Origin of the sequence: uncultured Caulobacter sp., from assembly GCF_937900395.1 — a bacterium.
GTDB lineage: Bacteria > Pseudomonadota > Alphaproteobacteria > Caulobacterales > Caulobacteraceae > Caulobacter.
On the sequence record NZ_CALCDX010000249.1, the window covers coordinates 1 to 25,971 of the forward strand.

At 68.9% G+C, this 25,971-nt stretch carries 29 protein-coding genes and 1 pseudogene; 11 read left to right on the top strand and 19 right to left on the bottom strand.

The window, feature by feature from the left end; genetic code table 11:
- Together Q0379_RS23395 and Q0379_RS23400 are read right to left on the bottom strand one after the other, a co-directional pair.
- A partial coding sequence (locus Q0379_RS23395; RefSeq protein WP_299017517.1) for an SDR family NAD(P)-dependent oxidoreductase occupies positions 1-199 on the bottom strand: 199 nt, incomplete at its 3' end.
- 88 nt (positions 200-287) lie between these two features.
- A complete protein-coding gene (locus Q0379_RS23400) occupies positions 288-1,463 on the bottom strand; it encodes an acetyl-CoA C-acetyltransferase (protein ID WP_299017520.1) in 1,176 nt (391 codons plus the stop codon).
- Positions 1,464-1,680: 217 nt separating this feature from the next.
- Here Q0379_RS23400 and phaR point away from each other — a divergent pair, with 217 nt between their 5' ends.
- Together phaR and Q0379_RS23410 are read left to right on the top strand one after the other, a co-directional pair.
- The gene (gene phaR / locus Q0379_RS23405) at positions 1,681-2,331 is read left to right on the top strand and encodes a polyhydroxyalkanoate synthesis repressor PhaR (protein WP_299017523.1); all 651 of its coding nucleotides are present in this window, start codon (positions 1,681-1,683) and stop codon (positions 2,329-2,331) included.
- Between the two features lie 49 nt (positions 2,332-2,380).
- The gene (locus Q0379_RS23410) at positions 2,381-2,707 is read left to right on the top strand and encodes a hypothetical protein (protein ID WP_066685045.1); all 327 of its coding nucleotides are present in this window, start codon (positions 2,381-2,383) and stop codon (positions 2,705-2,707) included.
- On the opposite strand, the gene Q0379_RS23415 is transcribed toward Q0379_RS23410, so the two are convergent.
- Entirely contained in the window at positions 2,704-3,006 is a 303-nt protein-coding gene (locus Q0379_RS23415) for a helix-turn-helix domain-containing protein (protein ID WP_299017529.1), read from the bottom strand. The two genes, Q0379_RS23410 and Q0379_RS23415, sit on opposite strands and share 4 nt — an antisense overlap.
- Positions 3,007-3,071: 65 nt before the next feature.
- On the opposite strand from Q0379_RS23415, the gene Q0379_RS23420 reads away from it, so the two are divergent.
- Positions 3,072-3,137 (top strand): hypothetical protein, encoded by a 66-nt coding sequence (locus tag Q0379_RS23420; protein WP_184724251.1) that lies wholly within the window; start codon positions 3,072-3,074, stop codon positions 3,135-3,137.
- A gap of 143 nt (positions 3,138-3,280) precedes the next feature.
- On the opposite strand, the gene Q0379_RS23425 is transcribed toward Q0379_RS23420, so the two are convergent.
- Positions 3,281-4,561 carry an acetyl-CoA C-acyltransferase gene (locus tag Q0379_RS23425; protein WP_299017531.1) on the bottom strand — a complete coding sequence of 427 codons (1,281 nt, stop codon included), beginning with the start codon at positions 4,559-4,561 and terminating at the stop codon, positions 3,281-3,283.
- Between the two features lie 126 nt (positions 4,562-4,687).
- On the opposite strand from Q0379_RS23425, the gene hemF reads away from it, so the two are divergent.
- Positions 4,688-5,560 carry an oxygen-dependent coproporphyrinogen oxidase gene (hemF, locus tag Q0379_RS23430; protein WP_299017535.1) on the top strand — a complete coding sequence of 291 codons (873 nt, stop codon included), beginning with the start codon at positions 4,688-4,690 and terminating at the stop codon, positions 5,558-5,560.
- Complete coding sequence (locus tag Q0379_RS23435) at positions 5,551-6,312, top strand: CPBP family intramembrane glutamic endopeptidase (RefSeq protein ID WP_299017538.1); 762 nt, start codon at positions 5,551-5,553, stop codon at positions 6,310-6,312. Before hemF ends, Q0379_RS23435 begins: the two co-directional genes overlap by 10 nt.
- Here the strand turns inward: Q0379_RS23435 and Q0379_RS23440 are convergent.
- Genes Q0379_RS23440 through Q0379_RS23460 form a run of 5 tightly spaced genes read right to left on the bottom strand, consistent with a single transcriptional unit; the run spans position 6,309 to position 10,099 of the window.
- Positions 6,309-7,013, bottom strand: coding sequence for a type 1 glutamine amidotransferase (locus Q0379_RS23440; protein WP_299017595.1), 705 nt, complete (start codon positions 7,011-7,013; stop codon positions 6,309-6,311). The two genes, Q0379_RS23435 and Q0379_RS23440, sit on opposite strands and share 4 nt — an antisense overlap.
- 20 nt (positions 7,014-7,033) lie before the next feature.
- A complete protein-coding gene (locus tag Q0379_RS23445) occupies positions 7,034-8,251 on the bottom strand; it encodes a CCA tRNA nucleotidyltransferase (protein WP_299017598.1) in 1,218 nt (405 codons plus the stop codon).
- Between the two features lie 46 nt (positions 8,252-8,297).
- Positions 8,298-8,945 (bottom strand): CoA pyrophosphatase, encoded by a 648-nt coding sequence (locus Q0379_RS23450; RefSeq protein ID WP_299017541.1) that lies wholly within the window; start codon positions 8,943-8,945, stop codon positions 8,298-8,300.
- Entirely contained in the window at positions 8,942-9,514 is a 573-nt protein-coding gene (locus Q0379_RS23455) for a DUF1285 domain-containing protein (RefSeq protein WP_299017542.1), read from the bottom strand. Before Q0379_RS23455 ends, Q0379_RS23450 begins: the two co-directional genes overlap by 4 nt.
- A gap of 39 nt (positions 9,515-9,553) precedes the next feature.
- Positions 9,554-10,099, bottom strand: coding sequence for an N-acetyltransferase (locus tag Q0379_RS23460; RefSeq protein ID WP_299017544.1), 546 nt, complete (start codon positions 10,097-10,099; stop codon positions 9,554-9,556).
- Positions 10,100-10,303: 204 nt separating this feature from the next.
- On the opposite strand from Q0379_RS23460, the gene Q0379_RS23465 reads away from it, so the two are divergent.
- On the top strand, positions 10,304-11,563 hold the full coding sequence (locus Q0379_RS23465; RefSeq protein ID WP_299017547.1) for an MFS transporter: 1,260 nt from the start codon (positions 10,304-10,306) through the stop codon (positions 11,561-11,563).
- Positions 11,564-11,566: 3 nt separating this feature from the next.
- On the opposite strand, the gene Q0379_RS23470 is transcribed toward Q0379_RS23465, so the two are convergent.
- The gene (locus tag Q0379_RS23470; RefSeq protein ID WP_299017550.1) at positions 11,567-12,046 is read right to left on the bottom strand and encodes a GNAT family N-acetyltransferase; all 480 of its coding nucleotides are present in this window, start codon (positions 12,044-12,046) and stop codon (positions 11,567-11,569) included.
- Between Q0379_RS23470 and Q0379_RS23475 the strand changes: the two genes are divergently transcribed.
- A complete protein-coding gene (locus Q0379_RS23475) occupies positions 12,045-12,383 on the top strand; it encodes a TfoX/Sxy family protein (protein WP_299017553.1) in 339 nt (112 codons plus the stop codon). The genes Q0379_RS23470 and Q0379_RS23475 overlap by 2 nt on opposite strands.
- Here the strand turns inward: Q0379_RS23475 and Q0379_RS23480 are convergent.
- Genes Q0379_RS23480 through Q0379_RS23500 form a run of 5 tightly spaced genes read right to left on the bottom strand, consistent with a single transcriptional unit; the run spans position 12,380 to position 16,613 of the window.
- Positions 12,380-13,237, bottom strand: coding sequence for an NAD(P)-dependent oxidoreductase (locus Q0379_RS23480; RefSeq protein ID WP_299017556.1), 858 nt, complete (start codon positions 13,235-13,237; stop codon positions 12,380-12,382). The genes Q0379_RS23475 and Q0379_RS23480 overlap by 4 nt on opposite strands.
- Before the next feature lie 14 nt (positions 13,238-13,251).
- Positions 13,252-14,223, bottom strand: coding sequence for an SDR family NAD(P)-dependent oxidoreductase (locus tag Q0379_RS23485; protein ID WP_299017559.1), 972 nt, complete (start codon positions 14,221-14,223; stop codon positions 13,252-13,254).
- A 34-nt stretch (positions 14,224-14,257) separates the two neighbouring features.
- Positions 14,258-15,028: an enoyl-CoA hydratase gene (locus tag Q0379_RS23490; protein WP_299017562.1), complete on the bottom strand. Its 771-nt coding sequence runs from the start codon at positions 15,026-15,028 to the stop codon at positions 14,258-14,260.
- Between the two features lies 1 nt (position 15,029).
- Positions 15,030-15,470, bottom strand: a complete 441-nt coding sequence (locus Q0379_RS23495; RefSeq protein WP_299017565.1) for a MarR family transcriptional regulator — start codon at positions 15,468-15,470, stop codon at positions 15,030-15,032.
- A 45-nt stretch (positions 15,471-15,515) separates the two neighbouring features.
- A complete protein-coding gene (locus tag Q0379_RS23500) occupies positions 15,516-16,613 on the bottom strand; it encodes an MBL fold metallo-hydrolase (protein WP_299017568.1) in 1,098 nt (365 codons plus the stop codon).
- 119 nt (positions 16,614-16,732) lie between these two features.
- Between Q0379_RS23500 and Q0379_RS23505 the strand changes: the two genes are divergently transcribed.
- The gene (locus tag Q0379_RS23505; protein ID WP_299017570.1) at positions 16,733-18,085 is read left to right on the top strand and encodes a hypothetical protein; all 1,353 of its coding nucleotides are present in this window, start codon (positions 16,733-16,735) and stop codon (positions 18,083-18,085) included.
- Between the two features lie 62 nt (positions 18,086-18,147).
- Here Q0379_RS23505 and Q0379_RS23510 read toward each other — a convergent pair whose 3' ends face one another.
- Entirely contained in the window at positions 18,148-19,689 is a 1,542-nt protein-coding gene (locus tag Q0379_RS23510; RefSeq protein ID WP_299017601.1) for an acetolactate synthase large subunit, read from the bottom strand.
- A gap of 141 nt (positions 19,690-19,830) precedes the next feature.
- Here Q0379_RS23510 and Q0379_RS23515 point away from each other — a divergent pair, with 141 nt between their 5' ends.
- On the top strand, positions 19,831-20,514 hold the full coding sequence (locus Q0379_RS23515) for a lysoplasmalogenase family protein (protein WP_299017572.1): 684 nt from the start codon (positions 19,831-19,833) through the stop codon (positions 20,512-20,514).
- A gap of 90 nt (positions 20,515-20,604) precedes the next feature.
- On the opposite strand, the gene Q0379_RS23520 is transcribed toward Q0379_RS23515, so the two are convergent.
- Positions 20,605-22,395 (bottom strand): feruloyl-CoA synthase, encoded by a 1,791-nt coding sequence (locus Q0379_RS23520; RefSeq protein WP_299017575.1) that lies wholly within the window; start codon positions 22,393-22,395, stop codon positions 20,605-20,607.
- Between the two features lie 759 nt (positions 22,396-23,154).
- Positions 23,155-23,328 (bottom strand): DUF3606 domain-containing protein, encoded by a 174-nt coding sequence (locus Q0379_RS23525; RefSeq protein ID WP_299017578.1) that lies wholly within the window; start codon positions 23,326-23,328, stop codon positions 23,155-23,157.
- 391 nt (positions 23,329-23,719) lie between these two features.
- Between Q0379_RS23525 and Q0379_RS23530 the strand changes: the two genes are divergently transcribed.
- Both Q0379_RS23530 and Q0379_RS23535 read left to right on the top strand, forming a co-directional pair.
- Positions 23,720-24,232: a hypothetical protein gene (locus Q0379_RS23530; RefSeq protein WP_299017581.1), complete on the top strand. Its 513-nt coding sequence runs from the start codon at positions 23,720-23,722 to the stop codon at positions 24,230-24,232.
- A 41-nt stretch (positions 24,233-24,273) separates the two neighbouring features.
- Positions 24,274-24,360, top strand: a pseudogene (locus tag Q0379_RS23535) (hypothetical protein); the annotation flags it as partial.
- Positions 24,361-24,925: 565 nt separating this feature from the next.
- Here the strand turns inward: Q0379_RS23535 and Q0379_RS23540 are convergent.
- A partial coding sequence (locus tag Q0379_RS23540) for an aldehyde dehydrogenase family protein (protein ID WP_299017584.1) occupies positions 24,926-25,971 on the bottom strand: 1,046 nt, incomplete at its 5' end.

Here is a 25,971-nt window from a genome sequence, read left to right on the forward strand (position 1 = left end):
TCACCGCGGCCTGGCAATCCTCGAACGAGCCGACATTGCCCTTCACCACCATCACACCGAGTTCCTTGGCGCAGGCCTCGGCGGCGGCCTCGTTGCCGGAATAGCCGGCCGCCACCTTGTGGCCGTCGGCGATCAACCGCTCGCAGATCGCCCGGCCGATACCGCGGGTCCCCCCCGTCACGAACGCAACTCTCGTCATTTCTCTCTCCCGATTATTGTTCTTGGTTCTTCGTCACCACGCGCCCGGCTCCAACGCCGAGCGCGCGTCCCCGGTGACTTCTAGGCGGTCAGACCGCCTCGACGCACATGGCCACGCCCATGCCGCCGCCGATGCACAGCGTGGCGAGGCCCTTCTGGGCGCCCGAACGCTTCATTTCGTGCAGCAGGGTCGTCAGCACCCGCGCGCCCGACGCGCCGATCGGATGGCCGATGGCGATGGCGCCGCCGTTGACGTTGACCTTGGCCGGGTCGAGGCCCAGCTCGCGGACAACGCACAGCGACTGGGCGGCGAAGGCTTCGTTGCTTTCGACCAGATCCAGGTCGGCCACCGTCCAGCCGGCCTTTTCCAGAGCCTTCTTGCTGGCGGGGATCGGCCCCGTGCCCATGATCTCGGGCTCGACGCCGGCGTTGGCCCAGGACGCGATGCGCGCCAGAGGCTTCAGGCCGCGCGCCTTGGCTTCGTCGGCGCTCATCAGGACCAGGGCGGCGGCGCCGTCATTGAGGCCCGAGGCGTTGGCGGCGGTGACCGAGCCGTCCTTGGTGAAGGCCGGCTTGAGGCCCGAGATGCTCTCAAGCGTTACGCCGTGGCGGATGTATTCGTCCTTGTCGACGACCGTATCGCCCTTGCGGCCCTTGATGGTGACCGGCGCGATCTCGTCATCGAACTTGCCGGCCTTCTGGGCGGCCTCGGCCTTGTTCTGGCTGGCGACGGCGAAGGCGTCCTGGTCGGCCCGGGTGATCTGCCAGCGCGAGGCGATGTTCTCGGCCGTCTGGCCCATGTGGTAGCCGTGGAAGGCGTCCCACAGGCCGTCCTTGATCATGGTGTCGACGAACGACAGGTCGCCCATCTTCTGGCCACCGCGCAGGTTCTGGGCGTGCGGCGCCTGGCTCATGCTTTCCTGACCGCCGGCCACGACGACCTTGGCGTCGCCCACAGCGATCTGCTGGGCCGCCAGCGCCACGGCGCGCAGGCCCGAACCGCACAGCTGGTTCAGGCTCCAGGCGGGGCTCTCGACCGGGACGCCCGCCTTGACCGAGGCCTGGCGCGCCGGCCCTTGGCCCGCGCCCGCCTGCAGCACCTGGCCGAGGATCACCTCGTCGACGTCATTCGGCTGCAAGCCGGCGCGCGAGATGGCGGCCTCGATGGCGACCTTCCCCAGTTCCGAGGCGGGCAGGCTGGACAGCGCCCCGTTGAATGAGCCGACCGGCGTGCGGGCGGCGGAAACGATGACGACGTCGCTCATGCGATAGCTCCCGTAACGATCCGAAGCGGCGCCTTCGCGATCGCGGCGCCATTGTTTTTGCAGTGCAACACCACCTTGCACATCCCTGCCGCCTTCGTCATCAGCACATTTTCATGGCTTGATGACGGCTCCAAGTCATCAGACCACTGGCGCCATGCCTTTGCATTCGCGATAGTGCGATGCGAAAAGCGGACGTAACCGCTGTCTAGGGAACGAAATGTCCGAGAACCCTGAAAAAGGCGAAACGGCCGCCGGGACCGAAAAAACGGCCGGCCAGCGCGTGATCATCAAGAAATACGCCAACCGTCGCCTCTACAACACAGCGTCTTCCTCTTACGTCACCCTCGAGCACCTGGCCGAGATGGTGAAGGAAGGCGTCGACTTCGTGGTCTATGACGCCAAGACGAACGACGACATCACCCGCTCGGTGCTGACCCAGATCATCTTCGAGGAAGAAAACCGCGGCGGCGGCCAGAACCTGCTGCCCATCCAGTTCCTCCGCCAGCTGATCGGCTTCTACGGCAACTCCATGCAGGCCTTCCTGCCCTCGTACCTGGAGATGTCGCTGGAGAGCTTCACCAAGCAGCAGGAGCGCCTGCGCGGCCAGCTGGCCAACATGGCGCCGGGCAAGATGCCGGGCATGGGCGTGTACGAGGAACAGATCCGCCAGAACATGGCGCTGTTCGACCGCGCCATGAAGATGTTCTCGCCGTTCGCCTATGTCCGTCCCGAGGACGCGCCCGCCCCGGCGCCCGAGCCGGCCCCGGCCGCGCAGCCCGCCGCGCCGACCGACGACTCTCTGGCCGACCTCAAGCGTCAGCTGGCGGCGATGCAGGAGCAGATCGCCAAGCTGGCCACCAAGTCTTAACCACGCCTGGCGAGACCTTCTTAACCGTCCTCTCTCTACCGTCCCTTGCATGAACGGCCCGATCGACCCCATTCGACGCCTTGGCCTCACGCGACGCGCCCTGCCCGCGCCGCGCGACGCCAGCCGTCATGAGGACGCCGAAGAGACCGTTCTTTCGGCCGAGGACGAGGACGAGCAGCCCGCCGCCCCTCCGCCGCGCCGCGAAGGCTTCGCCGCCTTCGCCGCCCACCTGATGGGTCAGGTCGGTCAGAAACGCGGCCTGCGCGGTGGGCAGGAAGTGCTCAACGCGGCCAGATCGACCTATCTCGGCACGGAATATTCCGGTCCCGCCGACCGCCGCCCCAAGGCCGGCCTGATCAAGAAGACCAACATCTAGCGCTTCAACGCGGCCAGCTCGGCTTCCAGAGCGGCGACCCGCGCTTCCAGCGCCGCGATCCGCTGCGCGTCGCTGACTGGCGGCGGCCGTACGCCCGCGCGGGACGCCGCCTCGGCCGCCGGAACGCCTAGAAGCTCGGCGAAAACAGAGACTTCCCGCATCGACAGCTCGCGCTGGTCCTTGAACGCCAGCGCCAGCTCGGCCTCGCTCATGCCCGCCGCGGCGGCCAGCACGGTGCGGTCCAAGCCCCGTTCGGCCAAGCGCGCGTCATACCAGGCCTTGTCGAAGAACAGGGCCATCAGCGACCGCCTTGGCGCGAAACTTGCTTAACCGCGGGGGAATTCAACTTCGCGAGCCCGTCATGCTGTCCCTCGCCATCCGCATCTTCGACGTCACGGTCGTGGCCCTGATCTTCACGGCGCTGACCTAATCTATCCCCGACCTCCCCGGCGAATGCCGGGGCCCAGATTCATCCTGAGCGGTTTGGGATGCCCCGCCAACACGCCATGAGAGCCGGTTAGGCTCTTGTCTCGATCTGGACCCCGGCATTCGCCGGGGAGATCGGATATGGAGTTAAGCGCTCTCCAGCAGCATCATCGTGCCCTGGCCGCCGTCGGCGCAGATGCTGACGATGGCCCGCTCGCCCTTCGGACGCGAGGCCAGCTCCTTCACCGTCTGACTGATGATCCGCGCGCCCGTGGCCCCGAACGGGTGGCCAAGGGCTAGGCTGCCGCCGTTGGGGTTCATCCGCTCGCGCGGGAAGGCGCCCATCGGCGCGGTCACCCCGGCCTTTTCGCTCAGGAACTTGGCGCTCTCCCAGGCGGCGATGTGCGACAGCACCTGGGCGGCGAAGGCCTCGTGAATTTCCCACAGACCGATGTCGGCATAGGTCAGGCCGTTGCGCACCAGCATGCGCGGCACGCCATAGGCCGGCGCCATCAAGAGCCCCTCGTGACGCAGGTCGATCGAGGTGACCTCGTAGTCGACCAGCCGCACCTTCGGCGTCTCGCCCGGCAGACGCGCCATGCCCGCCGCCGAGCCCACCCAGACCGCGGCCGCCCCGTCGGTGAGGGGCGAGGAGTTGCCGGCCGTCAGCGTGCCCTTGCCGCTGGTCCTGTCGAAGGCGGGTCCCAGCTTGGCCAGCTTTTCCAGCGAGGTGTCCTTGCGCGGGATGCTGTCGCGCTTGGCCTCGCCGACAGGGATGACCAGATCGTCGAAGAAGCCGCTCTCCCAACCCTTCACCGCGCCCTGGTGGCTGGCCAGGGCGATGGCGTCCTGATCGGCGCGGGAGAGGTTCCATTCCTTGGCGGTGATCTCGGTGTGCTCGCCCATGGAGAGGCCCGTAACCCGGTTGACCACCTTGGGGATGAACAGGCGCACGTCCTTCAGGTTCAGCGCGCTCAGCGCCGCCAGTCGCTGCTGGCCGGTCTTGGCGTTCTGGAACTTGCGGATCCAGTCCGACAGCGCGACCGACAGGCCCAGCTGCACCCGGCTCATGCTCTCGACCCCGCCCACGAGAGCGAGATCGCGGCCCCGGCCGTCGACCATGCCGGCCGCCTCGATCGCGCCGATCATGCTGGTCGAGCACGCCATCACGGTCGAGAAGGCGGGAATGGTCGGATCGCCGCCGGCGTCCAGCAGCACCTCGCGCGCCAGGTTGCTCCAGGTCAGGTTCGGAATGACCGTGCCCCAGACGGCGAAGTCGGGCTTGGCCCGCGCCAGCATCGCCTTGACCACCGGGACCGACAGGCCGATCGCATCGTGGCCGGCCAGAGCGCCGTCGACCTTGGCGAAGGGCGTGCGGACGCCCGCGGCGAGCCAGACGCCAGCGGCGGGAGAGGAGACGGCGGCCATGGCGAAAGCTCCGAAGCGGGGGAAGATCCTCGCCTATATGGGATCGCCGTCCGCCGCTTGTCGAATTTCGTCGTCCTGACGACTTCAAGCTTTGCACGCGCGCGCCGGGCGGCTTAATCGGCGAGCATGAGCACCGAACAAGACCTCGACTCTAAGAAGGCCCGAGCCCGGGCGTGGTTCGAAAGCCTGCGCGACCAGATCTGCGCGGAGTTCGAGCGCCTGGAGGACGAGGCTCCGGCGGACCTCTATCCCGGCGCGCCCGGCCGCTTCGAGAAGAAGCCCTGGACCCGCGAGGCGGGCGGCGGCGGCGTCATGGGCATGATGCACGGCCGCCTGTTCGAGAAGGTCGGCGTCCACGTCTCGACGGTGCATGGGACCTTCACGCCCGAGATGGCCAAGAACATGCCGGGCGCCGACCAGGACCCCCGCTTCTTCGCCACCGGCATCAGCCTGATCGCGCACATGACCAATCCGCGCGTGCCGGCCGTGCACATGAACACCCGCTTCATCGCCACGACCAAGAGCTGGTTCGGCGGCGGCGGGGACCTGACCCCCCTGCTCGGGTACCAGCGCCAGCAGGACTTCCCCGACGCCATCGACTTCCACGCCGCCTACCAGCGCGCGTGCGACAAGTACGATCCGGCCTGGCACACGAAGTACAAGGCCTGGTGCGACGAGTACTTCTTCCTTCCCCATCGCAACGAGCCGCGCGGCATCGGCGGCATCTTCTACGACCACCACGACAGCGGTGACTGGGAGCGCGATTTCGCCTTCACCCAGGACGTCGGCCGCGCCTTCCTCGAGATCTATCCGACGCTGGTGCGCCGCCGCATGGGCGAGGCCTGGACCGCCGAAGAGCGCGAGCAGCAGCTGGTCCAGCGCGGCCGCTATGTCGAGTTCAACCTGCTGTACGACCGCGGCACGACCTTCGGCCTGAAGACCGGCGGCAATGTCGAGTCGATCCTCAGCTCCATGCCGCCGGCGGTGAAATGGCCCTAGCCCAGGCGTCGCTGGGCCGCCGAATCGCGGCGTTCGTCATCCTGTTCGCCCTCTACCAGTCGGCGGAGGGCGTCGGCGGCCTGCTGCTCCACAACGGCGCGGCGCAGGCCGTGCTGATGATCCTGGCCCTGCTGGTCGGCTGGCCGGTCGGACGCTGGCTGCTCGGCTATCGCGGCTATGACGCCTACGCCCTGGACCTGAAGCCCGGCTGGCCGCGACTGGTCGCGTCCGGCCTGCTCCTGGCGGCGCTGGCCCGCCTCGCGGCGCTGTTCTGGGGCTTGGCCGACGGGACGTTCGTCCTGGACGCGCCGCCCGCGCCGCATACGCCGATCTTCGGAACTGGCTTCATCCTGGGCGCGGCGCTCTCGACCTTCGTTCCCTCGGTCGCCGAGGACATCCTGACCCGCGGCTTCTGGCTGAAGGCGGCCGGCGTCGCCTGGACCGGTCCGGCTTTCGTCCTGGCGACCAGCGCGATCTATGTCCTGAACCACGTCTTCCGCCTGGGCGATGGCCCAGTCGAGTGGATGCGGCTGTTCTGCTTTGGCCTGGCCTATGCCTGCGCCGCCTGGCGCTGGAAGAGCCTGTGGGCGGCCGTCGGCCTGCACTGGGGCTGGAACCTGACGAACGCCGTCCTGGACGGCTTCGTCACGATCGACGCCGTCCATCCGGCGGGGTCGCCCTGGCTGTCGGCCGGCGCGCATCTCGCCATGGCCGCGCTGGTCCTGCTGTGGCCGAAACGGGAAGCCGCTTAGCCGTTCGCGGCCTGCGCCAGGAAGCGGTTGATCCACTCGGCCATCCGGGCCCGGTCGTTCGCCCGGCCCAGGCTGGCGATCGCCGCGTCGGCCTGTTCCTCGGAAAAGCGCGTCCCGCGGCGAGCCTCGATCAGGGCCTTGGCGTAGGCCGGATCGAACTCCGGATGGAACTGCATCGAGATCGCCCTGGCCTCGTCGTAGGACAGGATGCCGTAGGGCGTGAAGGCGCTTCCTCCGAGAACCCGGGCGTCGGCGGGGATCTCGACGACCTGGTCCTGGTGCGACGCCGGCACGGCGACGGCGGCGGCGCCGTCCATCCACGGGGCGGGGTCGGAGAGCTCATAGGCGTGCAGGCCGACGCCCCAGCCCTTGTCGGACTTCACCACCTTGCCGCCGAACGCCTCGGCCATGATCTGGTGGCCAAAGCAGACGCCGACCAGCGGCGTTTCGCCCTTGGCCTGGCGCAGGAAGGCCTTGAGCGGCTCAATCCACGGCAGCGGGTCATAAACGCCGGCCGCCGAGCCGGTGATGACATAGGCGTCGTTCTCGGCCGGGTCCGTCGGCAGTTCGCCGCGCTGGACGTCGTAGGCGCGGTAGATGTGGGCGGACCCCAGCAGCGCCTGGAACATCGCGCCATAGCCGCCATAGGCCTGCAGCAGGTCGCCCGGCGGTTCGCCGGTCTCAAGCAGCCCGACCCTCAAGCGTGTCCCCGTCAGCTGGCTCAATAGACCATCCCCTGGGCGACGGCTTTCAGGCGTTCGATGACGCTAAACTTGTCGTCGATGAAGTCCTGGTCGATCCACCAGAGCTCGACCTCGCGCATCACCTTGCCGACCATCGGCCCCTTGGGCACGCCGGCCTTCAGGATCTCCTCGCCGGTCAGCGGCAGGGCGGGCGGCGCCCAGGTCTCGGCCAGAGCCAGCAGCGCGCGCCATTGCGGCGCGGTCGAGGCGCGCTCCGATCCCGCCCAGGCCAGCTTGACCTGGTCGCGGAAGGCGCGCGGGCCGATCGCATAGATCGCCCGGCGGGCCTCGCGCGGGCTCATCCACGAGACGATCCTCGGACCGTCGGTCTTGGCCTCGACGATGCGGTCGCGGTCGGCGTTGGAGAGGCGCAGGCGCTCGGCCAACGCCTTGGCGTCGCCGTCGTCGGGCGTCATGGCCACGAAGCGCAGCAGGGCGTCGGTCTCGAACAGCTGCTCGGTCTCGATGGCGACCAGCGCGTCGAAGCGGGCCAGCGACTGGACCGTCGGCAGGATCGCCGCCAAGACGCCCGTGGCGGCCATCAGGCGGAAGGCGGGCCGCGGATCATCGGCGGCCAATGTCTTCATCAGCTCCTTCTGGATTCGCTCGGCCGTGCCGCCCAGCAGCATGTCCTTCAGCGCCGCGCAGGCGGCCAAGGCCTCGGCGTCCAGCTCGCCCCGGCCGTACCAGGCCTGGAAGCGGAAGAAGCGCAGGATCCGCAGATAGTCCTCGCGGATGCGGGTCATCGGATCGCCGACGAAGACGACGCGGCCGGCGCGGGCGTCCTCGACACCCTGGCCGACGGGATCGAACACCGTCCCTTGCGCGTCGGCATAGAGGGCGTTGAAGCGGAAATCGCGTCGCTGGGCGTCCTCGGCCCAGTCCGACGTGAAGGCGACCACCGCCCGGCGGCCGTCGGTGGCGACGTCGCGGCGCAGGGTGGTCACCTCGTAGGGCCGCCCCCCCGACAGCGCCGTGACCGTGCCGTGCTCGACGCCGGTCGGCACGGCGCGCAGCCCCGCCTGCTCGATCGCCTCGATGATCTGGTCCGGCGTCAGGGTGGTGGCGATGTCGACGTCGTCGACCGGCTTGCCCATCAGGGCGTTGCGAACGCAACCGCCGACGAAGCGCGCGCAGCCCGCGCCGCCCTTGGCCTCGAGGGCGGCGATCACCGCCTGAGTCTGGGGCAGCGCCATCCAGGGGGGCACGCCGATCGATACGCCGCTCAAGCCTTGTTCTCCCTCAGCCCGTCAGCGCCTCGGGCGCGTCGTCATGGAGCCGCTCATAAAGCGACCGCAGCATGCCCGCCGTCGCGCCCCAGATGAAGCGGTCGTTCCACGGCATGGCGTAGAAGTGCCGCCTGCCGCCGGGGGCCTCGCGATACTGGCGCTGGTGGTTGGCGGGATCCATCAGGAAGTCGAACGGCGTCTCGAAGACGTCCGCCACCTCTTCCGGGCTCGGCGTGAAGGTGGCGCGCGGGTCGATGAAGCCGACCACCGGCGTCACGTGGAAGCCGGTCACGGTCTGGTAGCCGTGCAGCAGGCCCGCCAGGGTCACGCAGGCCGGATCCAGACCCACCTCTTCGTTGGCCTCGCGCAGGGCGGTGACCCAGGGCGTCTCGCCGGGATCGCAGCGGCCGCCCGGAAAGGCGATCTGGCCGGTGTGGCTGCGCAGGGTGTCCGAGCGCCGGGTCAGCAGGACCGTCAGCCCCTCCTCGTGCTCGACCAGCCCGACCAGCACGGCGGCCGGGCGCAGGGCGTGCGGATTGTCGAACTTTAGGCCGGGATTGAGGTCGAAATCCGAGCGCAGCGGATTGGCGAGGCTGGGATCGTATTGGTCGATCGGGTCGAGGCGGCTGGCGATCCAGGCGCGGCGTTCGTCTCGCGTCATGCCGGCGCGGACCCTGTCGGCGCCACCGGGAAGAAGGCGCCATTCGACGTGACGCCCCAGACGCCGTCCTTCGGCGTCGCCAGTTCGACCAGCTCGTAGAACACCGGCCGGGCGATCAGCGCCTCGAGACCCCGCCGAACATGGACATAGGGACGCGGTTCGCCGGTGGCCGGGTCGATCTCGACGCGGATGGCGTTGTCGGGACCGGCGATGACCGTATCGCCGACATTGGTCTGGAAGACGAGCGCGTCGCCTTCCTGGTCGACGCGCGTGGCGATGAACGGCGCGTCCTCGACCGTGATCTTCATCTTCTCGACGGGCGTGACCAGGTGATAGCCGTCGGGATCCAGGCGCAGCACGGTCGAGAACAGCCGCACCAGCGCCTCGCGGCCGATGGGCGTCCCCTCGTGGAACCAGACGCCGTCCTTGCGGATGCGGATGTCGATCTCGCCGCAGTGCGCCGGATTCCACAGCCATACCGGCGGCAGGCCGCGTTCGCCGGAGGCCTGCGCGTCTTTGGCGGCCTGGGCGACGCCTTCCAGACTAGTCTTGGCGGGCGCGTCGGTCATACCGATCAGTTAGGCCGTCCCGCCGTCCGGCTCAAGCGATCATGACGTCGCGCGGGCTCCAGGGGCGATGGCGACAAGGCCCGAGAGCCCCTCGTCGCCGCCCTCGCGCAGCGGCAGCAGCAGCACCCGGCGCTGATCCACCGGCCCCGGCATGGTCACGTCGCCCGTGTGGGCGTTGGTGAAGCCGATCCGGCCGAAATAGGGACCGTCGCCGACCAGCAGCACGGCGCGCCAGCCCGCGACGCGGGCGGCCTCGCAGGCGCTCTCGACCAGGGCCTGGCCCAGGCCCGCGCTGCGCTCGTCCGGATCGACGGCCAACGGGCCGAGGAAGGCCACGGCCTCGCCGCCGATCGTCACCGGCCACATCCGGCAGCAGCCCACCGGCCGGCCATCCCGCAGGGCGACGAACGAGCAATCGGCCAGCAGGGTGTTGCCCTCGCGCAGCCGCTCGGACGACTTGGCGAAACGGCCAGGGCCGAACACCCGATCGATCAGGGCGGTGACGGAGGCCTCCATCGCCGGGGTCTCGTGGACCAGCGGCGGATAGGCGGGCGAGGTGTCGAGGGTCTTTGGAACGGAGGTCATCGGCCTTCGGGAAATGCGAAAGAACGTCGGGGGCTCCCGACGCGAAGGCGCGAGGGGAGAGGTTCAGATTGTGGCGCGTTCGCGCGGCATTCGTCGCAGGCGCATGGCCCTAAAAACCTCCAAAAGATGCGCGCGCTGTAGGGCCAAGCGTTTCTCAGGTCAATAACGTTGCGGCCTGGGAGCTTCGCCCTATGTTGCGACCCAATGTCCGATCCCGCCTCAGCCGTCGCCGCCGACACCTCTACCCGCGCCTTGTTGCGGGAGCGTGACTTCCTCCTGTTCTGGGTGGCGCGGTTCAGCTCGACCCTGGGCGTGCAGATCCAGTCGGTGGCCCTGGGCTGGCAGGTCTACGCCATCGCCCGCATGACCAAGTCGGTCGGCGAGTCAGCCTTCATGGTCAGCATGATCGGCCTGGCCCAGTTCCTGCCGCTGTTCCTGCTGACCCTGGTCGCCGGCGAGACGGCGGACCGCCGGACCCGCAAGCTGATCGTCGCCGCGACCCTGGCGCTGGACGCGATCAGCGCTGGCGTCCTCCTGGTCTTGGCCCTGATGGGCTCGCACCAGCTGTGGCCGATCTTCGCCATCTCGGTGATGTTCGGCGCCAGCCGCGCCTTCCTCTCGCCCGCCAGCAGCGCCATGGGCCCGATGCTGGTGCCGCGCCCCCTGCTGCCGCGCGCCATCGCCTGGAACTCGCTGTCCTGGCAGGCCGGTTCGATCGTCGGCCCGGCCCTGGGCGGCCTGCTGCTGATCCACTCGCCAGCCCTGGCGTTCGGCGCGTCGTTCGGCCTGTACCTGACGGCCGCCTCTCTGGCCCTGCTGATCCGCAAGACCACCAAGCCCGAGCAGCAGCCTGGCTCGCGCATGGAGCTGATCAAGGAAGGCCTGTCCTACGTCTGGAACAACAAGATCGTGTTCGGCTCGATCTCGCTGGACCTGTTCGCGGTGATCCTGGGCGGGGCGACCGCCCTGCTGCCGGTGTTCGCCAAGGACGTGCTGCACATCGGTCCCGGCGGCTTTGGCCTGTTGCGCGCCTCGCCCGCGATCGGCGCCACCCTGGTCGGGCTCTATCTCGCCGCCAATCCGATCCGCCGCAACGCCGGCCTGATCATGTTCTCGGGCGTCGCCATCTTTGGCCTGGCGACGGTGGTCTTCGGCCTCTCCAAGTTGGAGTGGCTGTCGGTGGCGGCGCTGGCGGTGCTGGGCGGCGCCGACATGCTGTCCGTTTATGTCCGCCAGACCCTGGTCCAGATCGTGACGCCCGACGCCATGCGCGGCCGCGTCGCCGCCGTGTCGGGCGTGTTCATCAGCGCCTCCAACGAGCTGGGCGAGGTCGAGAGCGGCGCGGCGGCCTGGCTGCTCGGCCCGGTGGGCGCGGCGGTGTTTGGCGGCGTGGGGGCCATGGCGGTCACCGGGCTCTGGGCCTTCCTGTTCCCCGACCTGCGCAAGGCCGACCAGCTGGAATAGGCGTCACCCGCCAGCCAGCTTACGCAGCGCCTCGCCGGTGAGCCGGCGGATGATCCACTCGTCCATCGAGGCCGCGCCGAGGCTGTCGTAGAAGGCGATCGACGGCGCGTTCCAGTCGAGCACCGACCACTCCAGGCGGCCGAGGCCCTCGTCGACGCAGCGCTTGGCGAGGTTGGCCAGAAGCGCCTTGCCCGCCCCCGCGCCGCGCGCGGCCGGCCGCACGAACAGGTCCTCCAGATAGATCCCGTGGCGGCCGACGAAGGTCGAGTAGTTGTAGAACCACAGGGCGAAGCCGACCGGCTCGCCGTCCAGCTCGGCGATGTCAGCGAAGGCGCGCGGTTGGACGCCGAACAGCGCCGCCTCGGTGTCGGCTTGCGTCGCCTCGACCGTATCCAGCAGCTTTTCATACTCGGCCAGATCGAGGACGAATTGGTGGATCAGCGCCGCGTCGGCGGGCGTGGCGGGGCGGACACTAACGGGCATGGCGGTCTCTGCGGACTATCGGGACTTCGTTCTGGAGCAATTGGCGCCGCTGGGCCAGGTCACCGCCCGCCGGATGTTCGGCGGCGTCGGGATCTACGCCAACGGACTGTTCTTCGCCCTGATCGACGACGACGTTCTCTATCTGAAGACCGACGAGTCGCTGAGGCCCGAATTCGAGGCCGCCGGCTGCCACGCCTTCGCGCCCTTCGGCGCCGACAAGCCGATGAGCTATTGGACCGCCCCGACGGAGGCGCTGGACGATCAGGACATCCTGCTGGACTGGGCGCGGAAGTCGCTGTCGGTCGCCGGCCGCAAGGCGGCCGGCAAGAAGCGCTAGCCGATCTTCACCCCCGGCGGCGGGACGCTGTCTTCAGGCACGAAGAAGTCGGGCATCAGGGCGGCGGTCGGATCGACCTTGTAGTGGTCAAACTCGCGGACGCCCTCGCCGTACAGGAAGGTGTCGTCGATCAGGAACTGGCCCGAGAACGCGCGCGACGGCTTGTTGAAGATCGGATAGGCCGCGTCGGCCATGATCTCGGGCGTACGGCAGTGGCGCAGCCCTTCCTCCCCGGCCAGGGCGAACTGGATGGCGGCGGTGGCGATGCCGGTGCGCGGCCACAGGGCGTTGAAGGCGATGCCGTCGCCCTTGAACTCCTCGGCCATGCCCAGCACGCACATCGACATGCCGAACTTGGCCATGGTGTAGGCCACGTGCGGCCCGAACCAGCGCGGCGACATGTCCAGCGGCGGCGACAGCATCAGGACGTGCGGGTTCTCGGCCTTTTTCAGGTAGGGGATGCAGGTCTTGGTGGTCAGGAACGTGCCGCGCGTATTGATCTGGTGCATCAGGTCATAGCGCTTCATGTCGGTCGACAGCGTCCCGGTCAGCGAGATGGCCGAAGCGTTGTTCACGCAGATGTCGATCCCGCCGAAGGTCGCGACGGCCTTCTCGACCGCCTCCTGGACATTGGCCTCGTCGCGGACGTCGACGACCAGCGGCAGGGCCTTGCCGCCCGCCGCCTCGATCTCGGCGGCGGCGGTGTAGATCGTGCCGGGCAGCTTCGGATGCGCCTCGGCGGTCTTGGCGGCGACCACGACATTGGCGCCGTCGCGCGCGGCGCGCAGGGCGATGGCGAGACCAATGCCCCGCGAGGCGCCGGTGACGAACAGGGTCTTGCCCTTGAGGCTCATGGCTTGTCTCCGCTTCAGGCGTCGGCGCCGGTGGTCTCGACCGAGAGCGCCCACAGCCGCTCGGCCGCCTCGGGATCGAGGGCGTGGGGCATGACGCCGACCCAGGGAGCCTCCTTGCTCCACGGGACGGCCTGATTGCAATCCTCGAGATAGAGGCCGCCGATCCCCTCCAGCTCGTCGCCGACGGCCGCCCAGACGCTGGTGGCCGCGCCCTGCTCGGTCGTCTTGAAGCCTTCGCGCGGCTGGTCGTTGTCGTCCAGCCAGCCCAGGGCGCGCTGCTCCTCGATCGGCAGGTGGCGCTGCAGCGGGGTCATGATGCCGCCCGGCATGACCGCGTTGGCGTTGACGCCCTTGTCCCTGAACCGCTTGTCGAAGCCGACCGCGAACAGGCTGTTGGCGGTCTTGGCCTGGCCGTAGGCCTCCCACTTGTCGTAGGGCCGGGTCAGGTAGTTAGGGTCCTCGAAGTTCACCGGCGAGCGGCGATGGCCGATCGAGGACAGCGACACCAGCCGCGAGCGGTGGCCCGAGTGCGCGGCGCCGTCGACCAGGTTCGGGGCCAGCAGCACCGACAGCAGGAAGTGGCCGAAGTGGTTGGTGCCGATCTGCATCTCCAGCCCATCGACCGTGCGCGCCAGCGGGCAGGCCATGACGCCGGCGTTGTTGATCAAGAGGTTCAGGCGGCGATCGCCCCAGCGGTGCGCGAAGTGGCGGATCGCCTCCAGGCTGGAGAGATCGAGCATGCCGAAGCTGACCCGCTTCATGCCGACGTCTTCGTTGATCTGGTTGGCGATCTCCTCGCCCAGCTCAGGCTTGCGGGCGGCGATGATCACCTCGGCCCCGGCCTCGGCCAGGGCTCGGGCCGTCTCGACGCCGATGCCGGTCGCCGCGCCGGTGACGATGGCCACCTTGCCGGAGAGGTCGTGACCCGCGACCACCTCGCGCGCCGTCGACTTGGCCCCGAAGGGCGAGGTGATCCGATCCGCCATGGCGATCCTCCCAGATCGTGTTGTTGGGGTGAGCTTAGCTCACTTTGGAGAAGTCCGCGGGCCTGCGTTCCATGAAGGCCATGAACGCCTCGCGCGCCTCGGCGGTCTGCAGACGAGCGGCGAACTCGGCGCCCTCGACGTCCATCAGGGCGGCGATCTTCTCGGCGTCCCGCATCAGGCGCTTGGTGGTGGTCAGCGCCCCCAGCGGACGCTTGGCCAGCTGATCGGCGGCGGCGCGCGCCTTGGCCCGTAAGTCACCGGCTTCAACGGCCGCGTTGGCGAGGCCCCAGGCCACCGCCGTCGCGCCGTCCACCGCCTCGCCCAGGGCGAACATGGCGTAGGCGCGGGCGTGGCCGATGCGAGCCGGCAGCAGCCAACTGGATGCGGCCTCCGGCACAAGAGCCAGATTGACGAAGGGCACGGTCAGGCGCGCGTCCGGCGTCACATAGACGAGGTCGCAGTGCAGCAGCATGGTCGTGCCGACGCCGACCGCCTGGCCTTGGACGGCCGCGACCAGCGGCCGGGTCGCGTGGGCCAGGGCCTTCAGGAACCGCCAGACGTGGCGTTCGCCGGTGAAGCTGCCCGTCGCCTGGGCGGCGAAGTCCTGCAGGTCGTTGCCGGCGGTGAAGCTGTCGCCGTCCGCCTGGAAGACCACGACCCGGATCGCCGGATCCTTCTCCGCCCGTTCCAGGCCGTCGGCCAGCGCGCCGTACATGGCGTTCGAGAGGGCGTTCTTCTTCTCCGGCCGCGCCAAGGTGAGGGTCATCACCCCCGCGTCGATCTCGACCTTCACGAGGTCCGTCATGTCAGGCGTCTCCCTTCGGGAACTTGGTCTGCAGGCTGGCCAGCCAGCGCGCAACCACATCGATTTCGTCTTCCGTGAAGCCTTCGACCAACTGGGCCTTGATCCCCATCAGGCCAGCCTTGGCCTCTTCCCGCGCTGCGTGGCCCCTGTCGGTCAGGTGCAGGCGCATGGCCCGGCCGTCCTTGGGGTCGGCGCGGCGCTCGACCAGCTGGGCCTTGGTCATGCGGTCGATCAGGCCGGTCATGGCCGAGGGCGCGAGGTCGAGGGCGTCCGCCGCCTCGCCGATCAGGGCGCCGTCGCAGTCGCCGAGATAGAACAGCACCCCCGACTGCGCCGCCGTCAGGCCGCCCTTGGCGGCCATCTTGGCCTCCAGCCAGCGCTGCACGCGCCGATGGCCGGCGTTGAGCAGGAAGATCAGGCGGCGGTCTTGCGCGACAGGCATGGGCTAAGCGTCATACTTCGCACGCGAAATGTCAAACGCGCGTTTCTAGTCACCGCTAGAAAACGCCGCATACCAGGCGACGCCATCGCCGTCCGTCGTCCGCTCGATGCGCCCTCGACGGATCAGGCAGTTGAGGTGCGCCAGCGCCTCCCCCGTCGCCATGCCCAGCAGGTCCGGACCGATCGGCCGGGCGAACAGCGCCCCGAAGGTGTCGACCACCCGCTTGGGCTCGGCCAACTTCTTCTCCAGCCGCGCCAGGCCCCGCTCGTGCCCCGAGATCAGGCCGTCGATCCGGGTGTGCAGTCCTTCGAACGGGTCGTTGTGGGCCGGCAGGACAATCACGTCGTCGGGTACGGTCGCCTTGACCTTCGCCAGGGAGCGCAGCCAGTCGCTCAAGGGATCGGCGTCCGGCTCGGTCGGGAACACCGAGACGTTGGACGAGATGCGCGGCAGCACCTGGTCGCCGGAGATCAGCAGGTTCAGCTCAGGGCACCAGAGGCAGGCGTGGTCGGGCGAGTGCCCTTGTCCGGTCACGACGGTCCAGGTCCGCCCGCCGATCGTGAAGTTCTCGCCATCCGAGAGGCGACGATAGCTGTCGGGCAGGGCGTAGATCGCCTTGCCGAAGCCGCCGAAGCGGGCCTTGTAGTTCTCGATCGCGTCCTCGTCCCAACCGGCGGCGCGAAAGAACTTCACCCCGTCCTCGGGCGCCTCGCGGCCGGTGTCGGCCACCAGCATCCGGCACTGGAAGTACTCCAGCCGCGTCATCCACAGGCGGCAGTCGAACTTGCGGGTGATCCAGCCGGCCAGGCCGATATGGTCCGGATGCAGGTGGGTGACGATGACCCGGGTGATGGGTCCGCCGCCCAAGGCGCCGGCGAAGGCGGCGCGCCAAGCTTGGCTGGTCTCGCGCGTCTGGACGCCAGTGTCGACGATCGCCCAGCCCTCGCCGTCCTCGATCGCCCAGACATTGATGAACTGTAGCGAGCCGCCCAGTGGCATGCGCAGCCACAGCACGCCCGGCGCCACCTCGACCGCTTCGCCCGAGCCCTGCTCCGGCGCCGTCTCGAACGGATAGACCAGGCGCCCAGCCTTCTTCGGCGCTTCGGCCTCGCCGCCCGCCTCATCCTCGAACCCGTCGCGCATTCCGTCCCCTAACCCATTTTTTGCCCGCGAGGGCCGTCAAGATCGCGCCTATGTCGGACGGTATCTTGACCCCCGATGCAAGCACGCGCTTATGTCCGCGCGAGGAATCCACCCAGGAGATGTTTCCCATGAGGCCTTTCGCGATCGGCCTGTCGGCCGCCCTCGCGGTCGCCATTCTCGTGCCGGCCGCCGTCATTTCGGCGCCGAAGGAAGAGAAGGGCAAGCCCGCCGCCATCGACGCCAAGGCGCGCGAAATCGGCATGAAAGAAGCCCCGGCCGTCATCCAGGCCAGCGGCGCGGGCTGCACGGTTTCGGACGCCCGCTTCATCGGCGAGGACAAGAAGGCCGGCGCCAAGTACTACGAAGTCGCCTGTAGCGAAGGCATGGGCTTCGCGGCGATCTCCAAGAAGGATGCCGCCCCGCAGGTCTATACCTGCCTCGAATCGAGCCAGCCGGGTCCGGACGGCAAGGTCGGCGGCCTGGCCTGTATCCTGCCCGGCAACGCCAACCAGGGCGCGGCCCTGGCCCCCTTCGTCAAGAAGGGTGGCGTGAGCTGCGATATCGAGAACACCCGCGCCATCGGTTCGGGCGCCAAGAACTCGTACTTCGAAGTCGCCTGTAAGGGCGGCTCGGGCTACATCGTGCAGACCGTCGCGCCGCTGAACATCAACGGCGACGTCTCGGTCAACAGCTGCCTGCTCTACGAAGAAGGCGGCAATGTCAGCTGCAAGCTGACCACCCGCCAGACCCAGCTGAACGTGGTCGACACCCTGAACAGCGCGGCGAACACCAACTGCGCGATCAAGGATCGCCGCTACGTGCTCAGCACCAAGAGCGACAACTACTTCGAAGTCGCCTGCCAGGACGGCAAGGGCTACGTCTATCAGCAGACGGCGGCCACCGGCGCCTTCGCCCGCTCGATCCCCTGCGCCCAGGCCGGCTTCGTCGGCGGCGGCTGCACCATGACCGACGCCGTCGCGGCCCAGACCGAGCAGGCCGGCTTCTACACCAAGCTCGCGACCAAGGCCGGCTTCCCCTGCGACGTCGAGAAGTACGGCATGCTGCCGACCAACGACCCGAAGAAGGAAGTCGTCGAGCTGAAGTGCAAGGGCAGCGACGTCGGCGGCATCGCCGTCTTCACCGCCACCGACGGCAAGGTCTTTGACTGCGTCACCGCCGAGCTGAACGGCTACCGCTGCTCGTTCACCAAGAAGGACACGCAGTTCGCTCGCCTGACCAAGGACCTGGTCGGCTTCAACAAGTCGTCGTGCACCGTCTCGGACGCCCGTATCATCGGCGCGACCGACACCGAAGGCTTCGTCGAAGTGGCGTGCTCGGACGGCCTGCCGGGCTGGGTGCTGGGCTATCCGATCGGCGTCGCCAAGCCGGCCGCCAAGGAGTTCCTGTCCTGCGTGCAGGCCAAGGGCATCGGCGGCGGCTGCAAGCTGCCGACCAACAAGGTCAAGGGCTGATCCCAGCCCGCCAGCCTGAATGAGGAAGGCCCGCCGGGAGCGATCCCGGCGGGCCTTTTCTTTTACCCCATCGCCGCTTCGATCAGGCGGGGCCCCGGCGTCGCCATCGCCCGGGCGACCGCCTCGTCGAAGGCCTCCGCCGTCTCGGCGCGCTGGGCGGCCATCCCCATGCTCTGGGCCATCTGGACCCAGTCGATGCGCGGATCGCCGAGATCCAGAAGCTTCGAGGCCGCCGGTCCGGGATTGCCCGCCCCCGTCCGGCCCAGCTCGATGCCGAGGATCCGGTAGGCGTGATTGGCGAAGACGACGACGGTGACGTCCAGCTTCTCGCGGACGATCGTCCAGAGGCCCTGCACAGTGTACATGCCCGCGCCGTCGCCGGTCAGGGCCAGGACCTTGCGGTCCGGACAGGCCACCGCCGCGCCGATCGCCAGCGGGATGCCCTGGCCGATCGCGCCGCCGGTCAGGGACAGCCAGTCGTGGGCCCGGGCGGCGCGGGTCTGGGTGAAGATCGGCAGGCCCGCCGTCACCGCGTCGTCCGAGATCACCGCATCGGTCGGCATGTGGCGCGCCACCGAAGCGCCGATCGCCCAGGCGTCGAGGCGTCCGGCCGGCGCCGCGGGCGGCGCGTAGGTCTCGACCGATCCCACCGCCGGAGCCCCGATCGCATCCGCCAGGGCGGTGAGCGCCGCCGCCGCGTCGACCTCGCGGCCGCATAGGGTTTCGACCGAGCAGCCTTCGGGCGTCAGCACGCTGGGGCGGTCGGGATAGGCGAAGAAGGCGACCGGACGCTGGGTCGAGACCAGGATCATCAGGTCGACGCCGTCCAGGTCCTTCAGGGCCTGCTCGGCGAAATAGGGCAGCTTGTCGGGACGGAACCGCCCCTCGCCCCGCGCCTGGCGGGCGGTGAAGGTGTCGGTCAGCACCCGGACGCCGTGGGCGGCGAGGCGCCCGGCGGCGGCAAGCGCGGCCTCGCCGCAAGCGCCCGAGCCCAGCAGCAGGACCGGCTTCTTGGCGAAGCCCAAGGCCTTGGCCGCGGCCTCGACGGCGGCGGGGTTCGGCGCGGCGAAGGCGGGCGGCGCGACCACCGGCCCCTTCACGGTCGCTTCGTTCCAGGCCGCGTCGGCCGGCAGGATCAGGCAGGCGTTGCCGCCCGGCGTCCCATAGCTGGCGACGATCGCCTCGGCGGCCAGAGGCCCGACGCTGTCGGCGCTCTCGGCCGACTTGACCCAGATGGAGTTCGGCGCGGCCAGGGCGGCGATGTCGCTGTTCAGCGGCGCGTCAAAGCCCCGGTGATAGGTGGCGTGGTCGCCGATGACATTGACCACCGGCGTGAAGGCCCGCCGGGCGTTGTGCAGGTTGGCCGCGCCGTTGGCGTAGCCGGGTCCCAGGTGCAGCAGGGTGCAGGCGGGCTTGCCGGTCATGCGGCCATAGCCGTCTGCGGCGCCGGTCGCGACGCCCTCGAACAAGCAGAGCACGCTGCGCATGCGCGGCTCGCGATCCAGGGCCGAGACGAACTGCATCTCGCTGGTGCCGGGGTTGGCGAAACAGGCGGTGACGCCGTTGTCGGCCAGGGTGGTGATCAGGGCGTCCGCGCCGTTCATGGTCTTCTCCGTACCGTCGCCCATCCTTCCGACATTTCCGCCAAGTCACGCAACAGCATTGCGCGACCAAGGCGCGCCGAGGCATCGTGTTAACCGCGAGCATCGCCGACAGGGCGAGCCGCGCTGAGGGGGAAACGGAATATGTCGCAGGGCAGCCTGGCGCGTTGGGCGCTGATCGCCTCGATCATCGGAGGCGTCAGCTATGTCGCCAGTTGGGGCCTGTCGTTGTCGACGCCGGCCGAGGTGCTTTGGAAAGGCGCGGGCGTCGGCCTGCTGGCGGTCTATGCGGGCCTGAAGGCGCGCTCGACCGACGGCTGGCTGCTGACGGCGGTGATGGCCTTGGGCGCGCTGGGCGACGTGCTGCTGGTGACCTCCGGCCTAACCATCGGGGCCCTGGCCTTCCTGGCCGGACATCTGACGGCGATCGTCCTCTATGCCCGTAACCGGCGAGGGGCTTCGATCCCAGCCTTGCTGGCGGCGGCTGCCTTTATCCCCGTGGTCGTCGGCGTCGCCTTCCACCTGCCCGCCGACCGGGCCGGCGCGCCGGGCGTGGCGCTGTACGCCACCGGTCTTTCCGCGATGGCCGCTTCGGCCTGGCTGAGCCGCTTTCCGCGCGGCTGGGTCGCGCTGGGCGCGCTGATGTTCGTGGTCTCCGACCTGTTGATCTTCGCCCGCGGCGGCCTCTTGCCAGAGAGCTTCGCGACCGGCCTGGCGGTGTGGGGGCTGTACTATGTCGGCCAGCTGCTGATCTGCCTGGGGGTGACAGCCGCGCTCACTTCCCCATCCGACTTCCCCGGCGAATGCCGGGGCCCAGATTCAGCCTGAGCGGCTGGGGGGCCCGCGCCCTGCGATCCGAACGAAGTCTCTCCGTCAGCGGGTTCGATCTGGGCCCCGGCATTCGCCGGGGAAGTCGGATTAGAGAACGAGAATTTCCTCATCCGGGCTCTCGGCGAACAGCCGCTCCAGTTCGACCGGTCGGCGCTCGCGTGCCAGGGCCTGGTTGATGTAGCCCTTGTCGGTCAGCTCGCCGCTGGCCGCATCGGGCGCCCCGTCGAGGATCAGGACCCGGGCGATCCGCCCCGTGCCGCCCTTGGCCTGCTGGTTGTAGGCCGCCAGGCGCTCCCTGATCGCCGCGCGCACGGCCGCCGCGTCTCCCAGCCCGCCGCAGGCCTTGGCGTCGAGGAACAGCATCAGGCCGATCCCCTCGCGCCCCTCGCCGCAGACGATGGCGTCGGCGACGAGGCCCCCGAGCGCCGAGACCACCGCCACCCGCAAAGCCCCGGCCGCGACGAAGGCGCCGCTGGCCAGCTTGAAGTTCTCGACCAGACGCCCGTCGAAGACGAGCCCCGCCGAGGGGGCTTCCGGATCGGCCAGCCGCGCCGCGTCGCCCAGCCGATAGAAGCCGTCCTCGTCAAAGGCCTGGGCCGTGGCTTCCGGCTGGTCGAGATAGCCGGGCGAGACTTGCGGCCCCTTCACGCGAATCTCGAACTTGCCGCCCTCGTCGGCCGGGACCAGCTTCACCGCCGTGCCCGGCGTCGGCAGGCCGACCATCCCTGAGCGGGCGTTCAGCCAGTGGATGTTGCAGGCCGTGGGGCCAGTCTCGGTCGCGCCATAGCCGGCGGCGAAGGTGATCCGCTCGCCCACGGTCTTCACCGCCACGGCCTGGACGCGGTCGAGGATCGACTGGGCCATCGACGCCCCGCCGTACTGCAGCACCCGCACCGTCTCGAAGAACTTCGCGGCCAGGGCTTCGTCGCGCTCCAGCTCGCCGATCAGCATGGCCCAGCCGGCCGGGACCATGTTGTGATAGGTCGTGGCCACCTCGCGCAGGTTCCGCACCGTCTCGTCGAAGCGACCGGGGACCGGCTGGCCGGCGTCGATATAGAGCGTGCCGCCCCGGTGCAGCACCATGTGCAGGATGGCGTTGGCGCCCAGGCTGTGGCTCCAGGGCGCGGAGTTGACCAGCACCGGCGGCTCTGGATCGGCGTAGCACGCCTCGATCTGGGCGGCGTTCAAGGCGATGTTGGCGTGGGTGCACAGCACCGCCTTCGGCTTGCCGGTCGAGCCCGAGGTCAGCAGCAGCTTGGCGATGTCGTCCGGCTGGGCGACCGGGGCGCGGGGCGTGCTCTTCAGAAGGTCGGCGAAGGCGGTGTCGCCGGGACGCGGATTGCGGCTGACGATCATCGGCAGGCCGGCCAGGAACGGCGCGGCGAGAGCCTCGCCGAACGCCTCGGCGTCGTCGGCGTAGACGGCGGCGGGCTTCAAGCGTTCGACGGCGTGCTGGAGCCGCGTCAGGTCCGCGCCCTTCAGGCCATACTGCGGCGAGACCGGCGCGGCCGGCGCGCCCAGGCTCATGGCGGCGTAGGCGATCAGGGCGTGGTCGATCCCGTTGCGGGCCAGGATCAGCAGCGGCTGGCCGCGTTGCAGGCCCAGATCAGCGAGGCCGCCGGTCAGCGCCTCGATCTGGTCCTTGGCCTCGCCATAGGTGATCGTCCGCCAACCGTCGGCGCCGGGAACCCGCTCGGCCAGCCAGACCCGGTCCGGCGCCTCCTTGGCCCAGCGCGCCAGGGGCTCGGTCGTGGTCCGCACGGCGTCCGAATAGGGGTTGGGATTGCGCAGGATCAGCGCGTCGCCCGCCTGCTCGACCTCCAGCGCGCGAGGAGCGTAGCGGGCGTCGCGGAAGGGAGCGGTGTGGGGCGCGTTCATGGCTCTAGTTATGTCGCGGGTCATACGGGCGTTCAATTGGGTGTTCGTCGCCAGCCTATGGCGTCTCCCTTCCCCCTTGATGGGGGAAGGGCGGGGATGGGGGTGATTCGCTGAGCTAACCGCATCGCGCGGCATCGACCGCCGTGTTCACCCCCACCCTACCCTCCCCCATCAAGGGGGAGGGAACATGAGGCATCGACTTCACGCGATCGCTCGCTGAAGGGATGGAAGGGGATGCGGAGCGCCCGGACGTTCGTCCGGAATGTGGATAGTGAGTACCGTTTCGACGAAGCCTAGACGCTCCGCGCAGCCGTTATCCGGTGAGCCTTCGACGCGCGGGGTCTTAACCCGCTTCCGAAAGAGGCCCCCGGCGGGCGGGCCGGGCTGGCGACCCGGTCCCCGGACCGTCCGGGCGATTTCAGCCCGAACCTTAAGTCCCGCTCGACCACCCCCGACAGCCGTCACGATCGCCGGCCGGACGTCCCTTCCAAGCCATCGGGTAAGGAAGAGTATGCGGCGTGGTTGAACGCGGATGATCCAGCGGCGTGTAAAAGTGAGAAGTGGTTGGAATCGTTAGCTTCGATTCCGCATACGCGGATGATGGAGCGCCGCGAACGCTCGTGAAGTTCCTCCCCCGTGACACGGGGGAGGTGTCGCGGAGCGACGGAGGGGGCGAACTGGACATCGGCCGAGATGGCCCCCTCCGGCCCTCTGGGCCACCTCCCCCGCATCGCGGGGGAGGAACTTGGAGTGAGCGTCTCAGCTATTGCTGCCGATATACTTCCGCACGTCCTCGACATCCGGCCCGGCGCGCTCGACGGCTTCCTGCAGGACCTCCTCGGTGACGCCCAGCACGCCGGTCCAGTAGCGAACGGCCTCGGGCTCGGCCAGGTCGATGCGGGCGAGGGCGGGGATGTGTTGGTCGTCGGCCATGGCGGTCTCCTCCTGTCGGAGTGCAAGCCGGGAGGGGCGCAGGAGGTTCCGTATTCAGAAGCCCTCTCCCATCGGGAGAGGGAGGGACCCACGCGCAGCGTGGGAGGGTGAGGGGCTAAACCCTCTCCGGAAAAGGTGGTGGCGGAAGACGGCGCGGCCAGGGTGTTCCCGGCCGGCGTTGGAAACCCTCACCCTCCCACCGCCTCCGGCGGCGGGCCCCGCCCTCTCCCATCGGGAGAGGGGTTTCGCGCCCCTTCCCGCCCGGGAAGGGAGCCATCCTTACATCTCACGGCGAGACGATCGGCCAATACCCAGGAACGCGTACATCCGGCCTGGACGCCCGGATAACTAGGCCATAGCGTCAGACGCAACTTTGGGGGGATGCACCGATATGAAGACCGTTACCGCGCTGGGCCTCGTCGCGGCCCTGCTGGCTGGGCCTGCCTTCGCCGGACCTGTCGTTCCGGAAGGCACCGAATTCCAGATCCGGGTGGAAGACGCCCTTTCCAGCTCGACCGCTCACGAAGGCGACCGCTTCACCGTCAGCCTGGACGACGACGTGAAGCTGTCCGACGGCACGGTGCTGCGCGCGGGCTATCGCGGCGTCGGCGAGGTCGTCGAGGCGCGCGACAACGGCATGCTGGGCAAGAACGGCAAGCTGAACATCCGGCTGCTGTACCTGAAGGTCGGCGACGACCGCATCCGCCTGCGCGCCAACAGGGGCGCCAAGGGCGAGACCCGCGTCGGCGCCACGGTGGCGACGGTCATCCTGTTCTGGCCGGCCGCGCCCTTCATCAAGGGCAAGGACGTCAGCATCAAGAAGGGGACCATGATGACCGCCTATGCGGACCAGGACGTGACCCTGCCTTCGCCGGTTCCGCCGCCGCCCGAGAGCGCGAACTAAGCCCTCAACCGTCGTCATCCCGCGCTTTATGCGCGGGACCCATGGTTCAGCTTCCACGTGAGCGCGAGTGCTTTCTCCGCACGTGCGGCGGACGGATGGGTCCCGCGCATGAAGCGCGGGATGACGGACTATTTTGAAGCGTTGCGAACCCTTCCCGCCCCGGGGAGGGAGCCATCCTTACATCTCACGGCGAGACGATCGCCGGGCTGACCAGGTCACTCAAGGACGGCTTCGCCGCCGCGGAGCGGCCGCCCGGAGGGCGGTCCTTGACTGACCTGGTCAGTCCGGCACGCTGCTGCCTCCAAGAGATGTAAGGTTGGGTCCGACCCTGTGTGGGTCATTCGTAGAGAGATTGCCGAATCGGGAACAAAGAGGGTACACTCTTAGTGGGAGGTCATTGCTGGATAGGATCAAATCCCATGACCAAAATCAGAGGCCGGAACGACGGACCGAACGGGCGTAATGAACACTACGATATCGGCTCTAGGACGAATGTTCCGCGCCGAAACGTGGTCGCCGAGATCAAGCGAGGCGAACACCCAGACGCGCATGTCGTGAGGATCAATGGTCGAGAGTATGCGAGAGATAACCCCGACCGCTCGACCAAAGACAATGTGAATAGGGGCAAATAGACAGGGGGCGGAGCCTCCCGGCCCCGCCCTCTCCAAATCCCGCTAGCTCAGAGCCAGCCCCCTACTCCGCCGCCACCTTCGCCGAATACCCCAGGATCGCCTTGGTCTCCAGGAACTCGCCGAACGCGTGGTCGCCCCACTCGCGGCCGTTGCCGCTCATCTTGTAGCCGCCGAACGGGGCCATCAGGTCGGGGCTGGCGCCGTTGAGGTTCACCTGGCCGGCGCGCAGCTGGGCCGCGACCTTGCGGACCTCGCCCTGGTCGCCGCCCGAGACATAGGCCGCCAGGCCGTACTCGGTGTCGTTGCCGACGGTGACGGCCTGCTCGACGTTGTCGTAGCCCAGGATCGAGACCACCGGGCCGAAGATCTCTTCCTTGGCGATGGTCATGTCGTTGGTGACGTTGGCGAAGACGGTGGGCTTCACATAGTAGCCCTTGTCCAGGCCTTCCGGGCGGCCGACGCCGCCGGTGACCAGGGTGGCGCCCTCGTCGATGCCCTTCTGGATCAAGCCCTGGATCTTGTTCCACTGGGTCTCGGAGACGACCGGGCCCATCTTGTAGTTGCCGTTCGGGTCGCCGACCGTGTGAGCCTCGGCCGCGGCCTTGGCGATGGCGATCACCTCGTCCATGCGCTTGCCGGGGACCAGCATGCGGGTCGGGGCGTTGCACGACTGGCCCGAGTTCAGCATCACCGAGGCCACGCCCCCGGCGACGGCCTTCTGGAAGTCGGCGTCGTCGAGGATGATGTTGGGGCTCTTGCCGCCCAGCTCCTGGTGGACGCGCTTGACGGTCGGGGCGGCGTTCTTGGCCACCTCGATGCCGGCGCGGGTCGAGCCGGTGAAAGAGACCATGTCGACTTCGGGGTGGCTGCTGAGCGCCGCCCCGACCGTGGGGCCGTCGCCGTTGACCAGGTTGAAGACGCCGGCCGGGACGCCGGCGGCGTGCATGATCTCGGTCCAGATATAGCCGCTGAACGGCGCGATCTCCGACGGCTTCAGCACCATGGTGCAGCCGACGGCCAGGGCCGGGCCGACCTTGCAGGCGATCTGGTTCACCGGCCAGTTCCACGGGGTGATGAAGCCGCAGACGCCGATCGGCTCCTTGACGA

What these genes read in the sequence shown, in the direction of transcription:
- Q0379_RS23490 (WP_299017562.1), bottom strand. Translation starts at nt 15,028, where the DNA reads ATGACGGACCTCGTGAAGGTCGAGATCGACGCGGGGGTGATGACCCTC.
- Q0379_RS23495 (WP_299017565.1), bottom strand. Translation starts at nt 15,470, where the DNA reads ATGCCTGTCGCGCAAGACCGCCGCCTGATCTTCCTGCTCAACGCCGGC.
- Q0379_RS23425 (WP_299017531.1), bottom strand. Translation starts at nt 4,561, where the DNA reads ATGGCCGCCGTCTCCTCTCCCGCCGCTGGCGTCTGGCTCGCCGCGGGC.
- phaR (WP_299017523.1), top strand. Translation starts at nt 1,681, where the DNA reads ATGTCCGAGAACCCTGAAAAAGGCGAAACGGCCGCCGGGACCGAAAAA.
- Q0379_RS23455 (WP_299017542.1), bottom strand. Translation starts at nt 9,514, where the DNA reads ATGACCGACGCGCCCGCCAAGACTAGTCTGGAAGGCGTCGCCCAGGCC.
- Q0379_RS23500 (WP_299017568.1), bottom strand. Translation starts at nt 16,613, where the DNA reads ATGCGCGACGGGTTCGAGGATGAGGCGGGCGGCGAGGCCGAAGCGCCG.
- Q0379_RS23485 (WP_299017559.1), bottom strand. Translation starts at nt 14,223, where the DNA reads ATGGCGGATCGGATCACCTCGCCCTTCGGGGCCAAGTCGACGGCGCGC.
- Q0379_RS23460 (WP_299017544.1), bottom strand. Translation starts at nt 10,099, where the DNA reads ATGACCTCCGTTCCAAAGACCCTCGACACCTCGCCCGCCTATCCGCCG.
- Q0379_RS23480 (WP_299017556.1), bottom strand. Translation starts at nt 13,237, where the DNA reads ATGAGCCTCAAGGGCAAGACCCTGTTCGTCACCGGCGCCTCGCGGGGC.
- Q0379_RS23530 (WP_299017581.1), top strand. Translation starts at nt 23,720, where the DNA reads ATGAAGACCGTTACCGCGCTGGGCCTCGTCGCGGCCCTGCTGGCTGGG.
- Q0379_RS23510 (WP_299017601.1), bottom strand. Translation starts at nt 19,689, where the DNA reads ATGAACGGCGCGGACGCCCTGATCACCACCCTGGCCGACAACGGCGTC.
- Q0379_RS23465 (WP_299017547.1), top strand. Translation starts at nt 10,304, where the DNA reads ATGTCCGATCCCGCCTCAGCCGTCGCCGCCGACACCTCTACCCGCGCC.
- Q0379_RS23515 (WP_299017572.1), top strand. Translation starts at nt 19,831, where the DNA reads ATGTCGCAGGGCAGCCTGGCGCGTTGGGCGCTGATCGCCTCGATCATC.
- Q0379_RS23410 (WP_066685045.1), top strand. Translation starts at nt 2,381, where the DNA reads ATGAACGGCCCGATCGACCCCATTCGACGCCTTGGCCTCACGCGACGC.
- Q0379_RS23400 (WP_299017520.1), bottom strand. Translation starts at nt 1,463, where the DNA reads ATGAGCGACGTCGTCATCGTTTCCGCCGCCCGCACGCCGGTCGGCTCA.
- Q0379_RS23470 (WP_299017550.1), bottom strand. Translation starts at nt 12,046, where the DNA reads ATGCCCGTTAGTGTCCGCCCCGCCACGCCCGCCGACGCGGCGCTGATC.
- hemF (WP_299017535.1), top strand. Translation starts at nt 4,688, where the DNA reads ATGAGCACCGAACAAGACCTCGACTCTAAGAAGGCCCGAGCCCGGGCG.
- Q0379_RS23520 (WP_299017575.1), bottom strand. Translation starts at nt 22,395, where the DNA reads ATGAACGCGCCCCACACCGCTCCCTTCCGCGACGCCCGCTACGCTCCT.
- Q0379_RS23435 (WP_299017538.1), top strand. Translation starts at nt 5,551, where the DNA reads ATGGCCCTAGCCCAGGCGTCGCTGGGCCGCCGAATCGCGGCGTTCGTC.
- Q0379_RS23475 (WP_299017553.1), top strand. Translation starts at nt 12,045, where the DNA reads ATGGCGGTCTCTGCGGACTATCGGGACTTCGTTCTGGAGCAATTGGCG.
- Q0379_RS23445 (WP_299017598.1), bottom strand. Translation starts at nt 8,251, where the DNA reads ATGGCGCTGCCCCAGACTCAGGCGGTGATCGCCGCCCTCGAGGCCAAG.
- Q0379_RS23450 (WP_299017541.1), bottom strand. Translation starts at nt 8,945, where the DNA reads ATGACGCGAGACGAACGCCGCGCCTGGATCGCCAGCCGCCTCGACCCG.
- Q0379_RS23415 (WP_299017529.1), bottom strand. Translation starts at nt 3,006, where the DNA reads ATGGCCCTGTTCTTCGACAAGGCCTGGTATGACGCGCGCTTGGCCGAA.
- Q0379_RS23525 (WP_299017578.1), bottom strand. Translation starts at nt 23,328, where the DNA reads ATGGCCGACGACCAACACATCCCCGCCCTCGCCCGCATCGACCTGGCC.
- Q0379_RS23505 (WP_299017570.1), top strand. Translation starts at nt 16,733, where the DNA reads ATGTTTCCCATGAGGCCTTTCGCGATCGGCCTGTCGGCCGCCCTCGCG.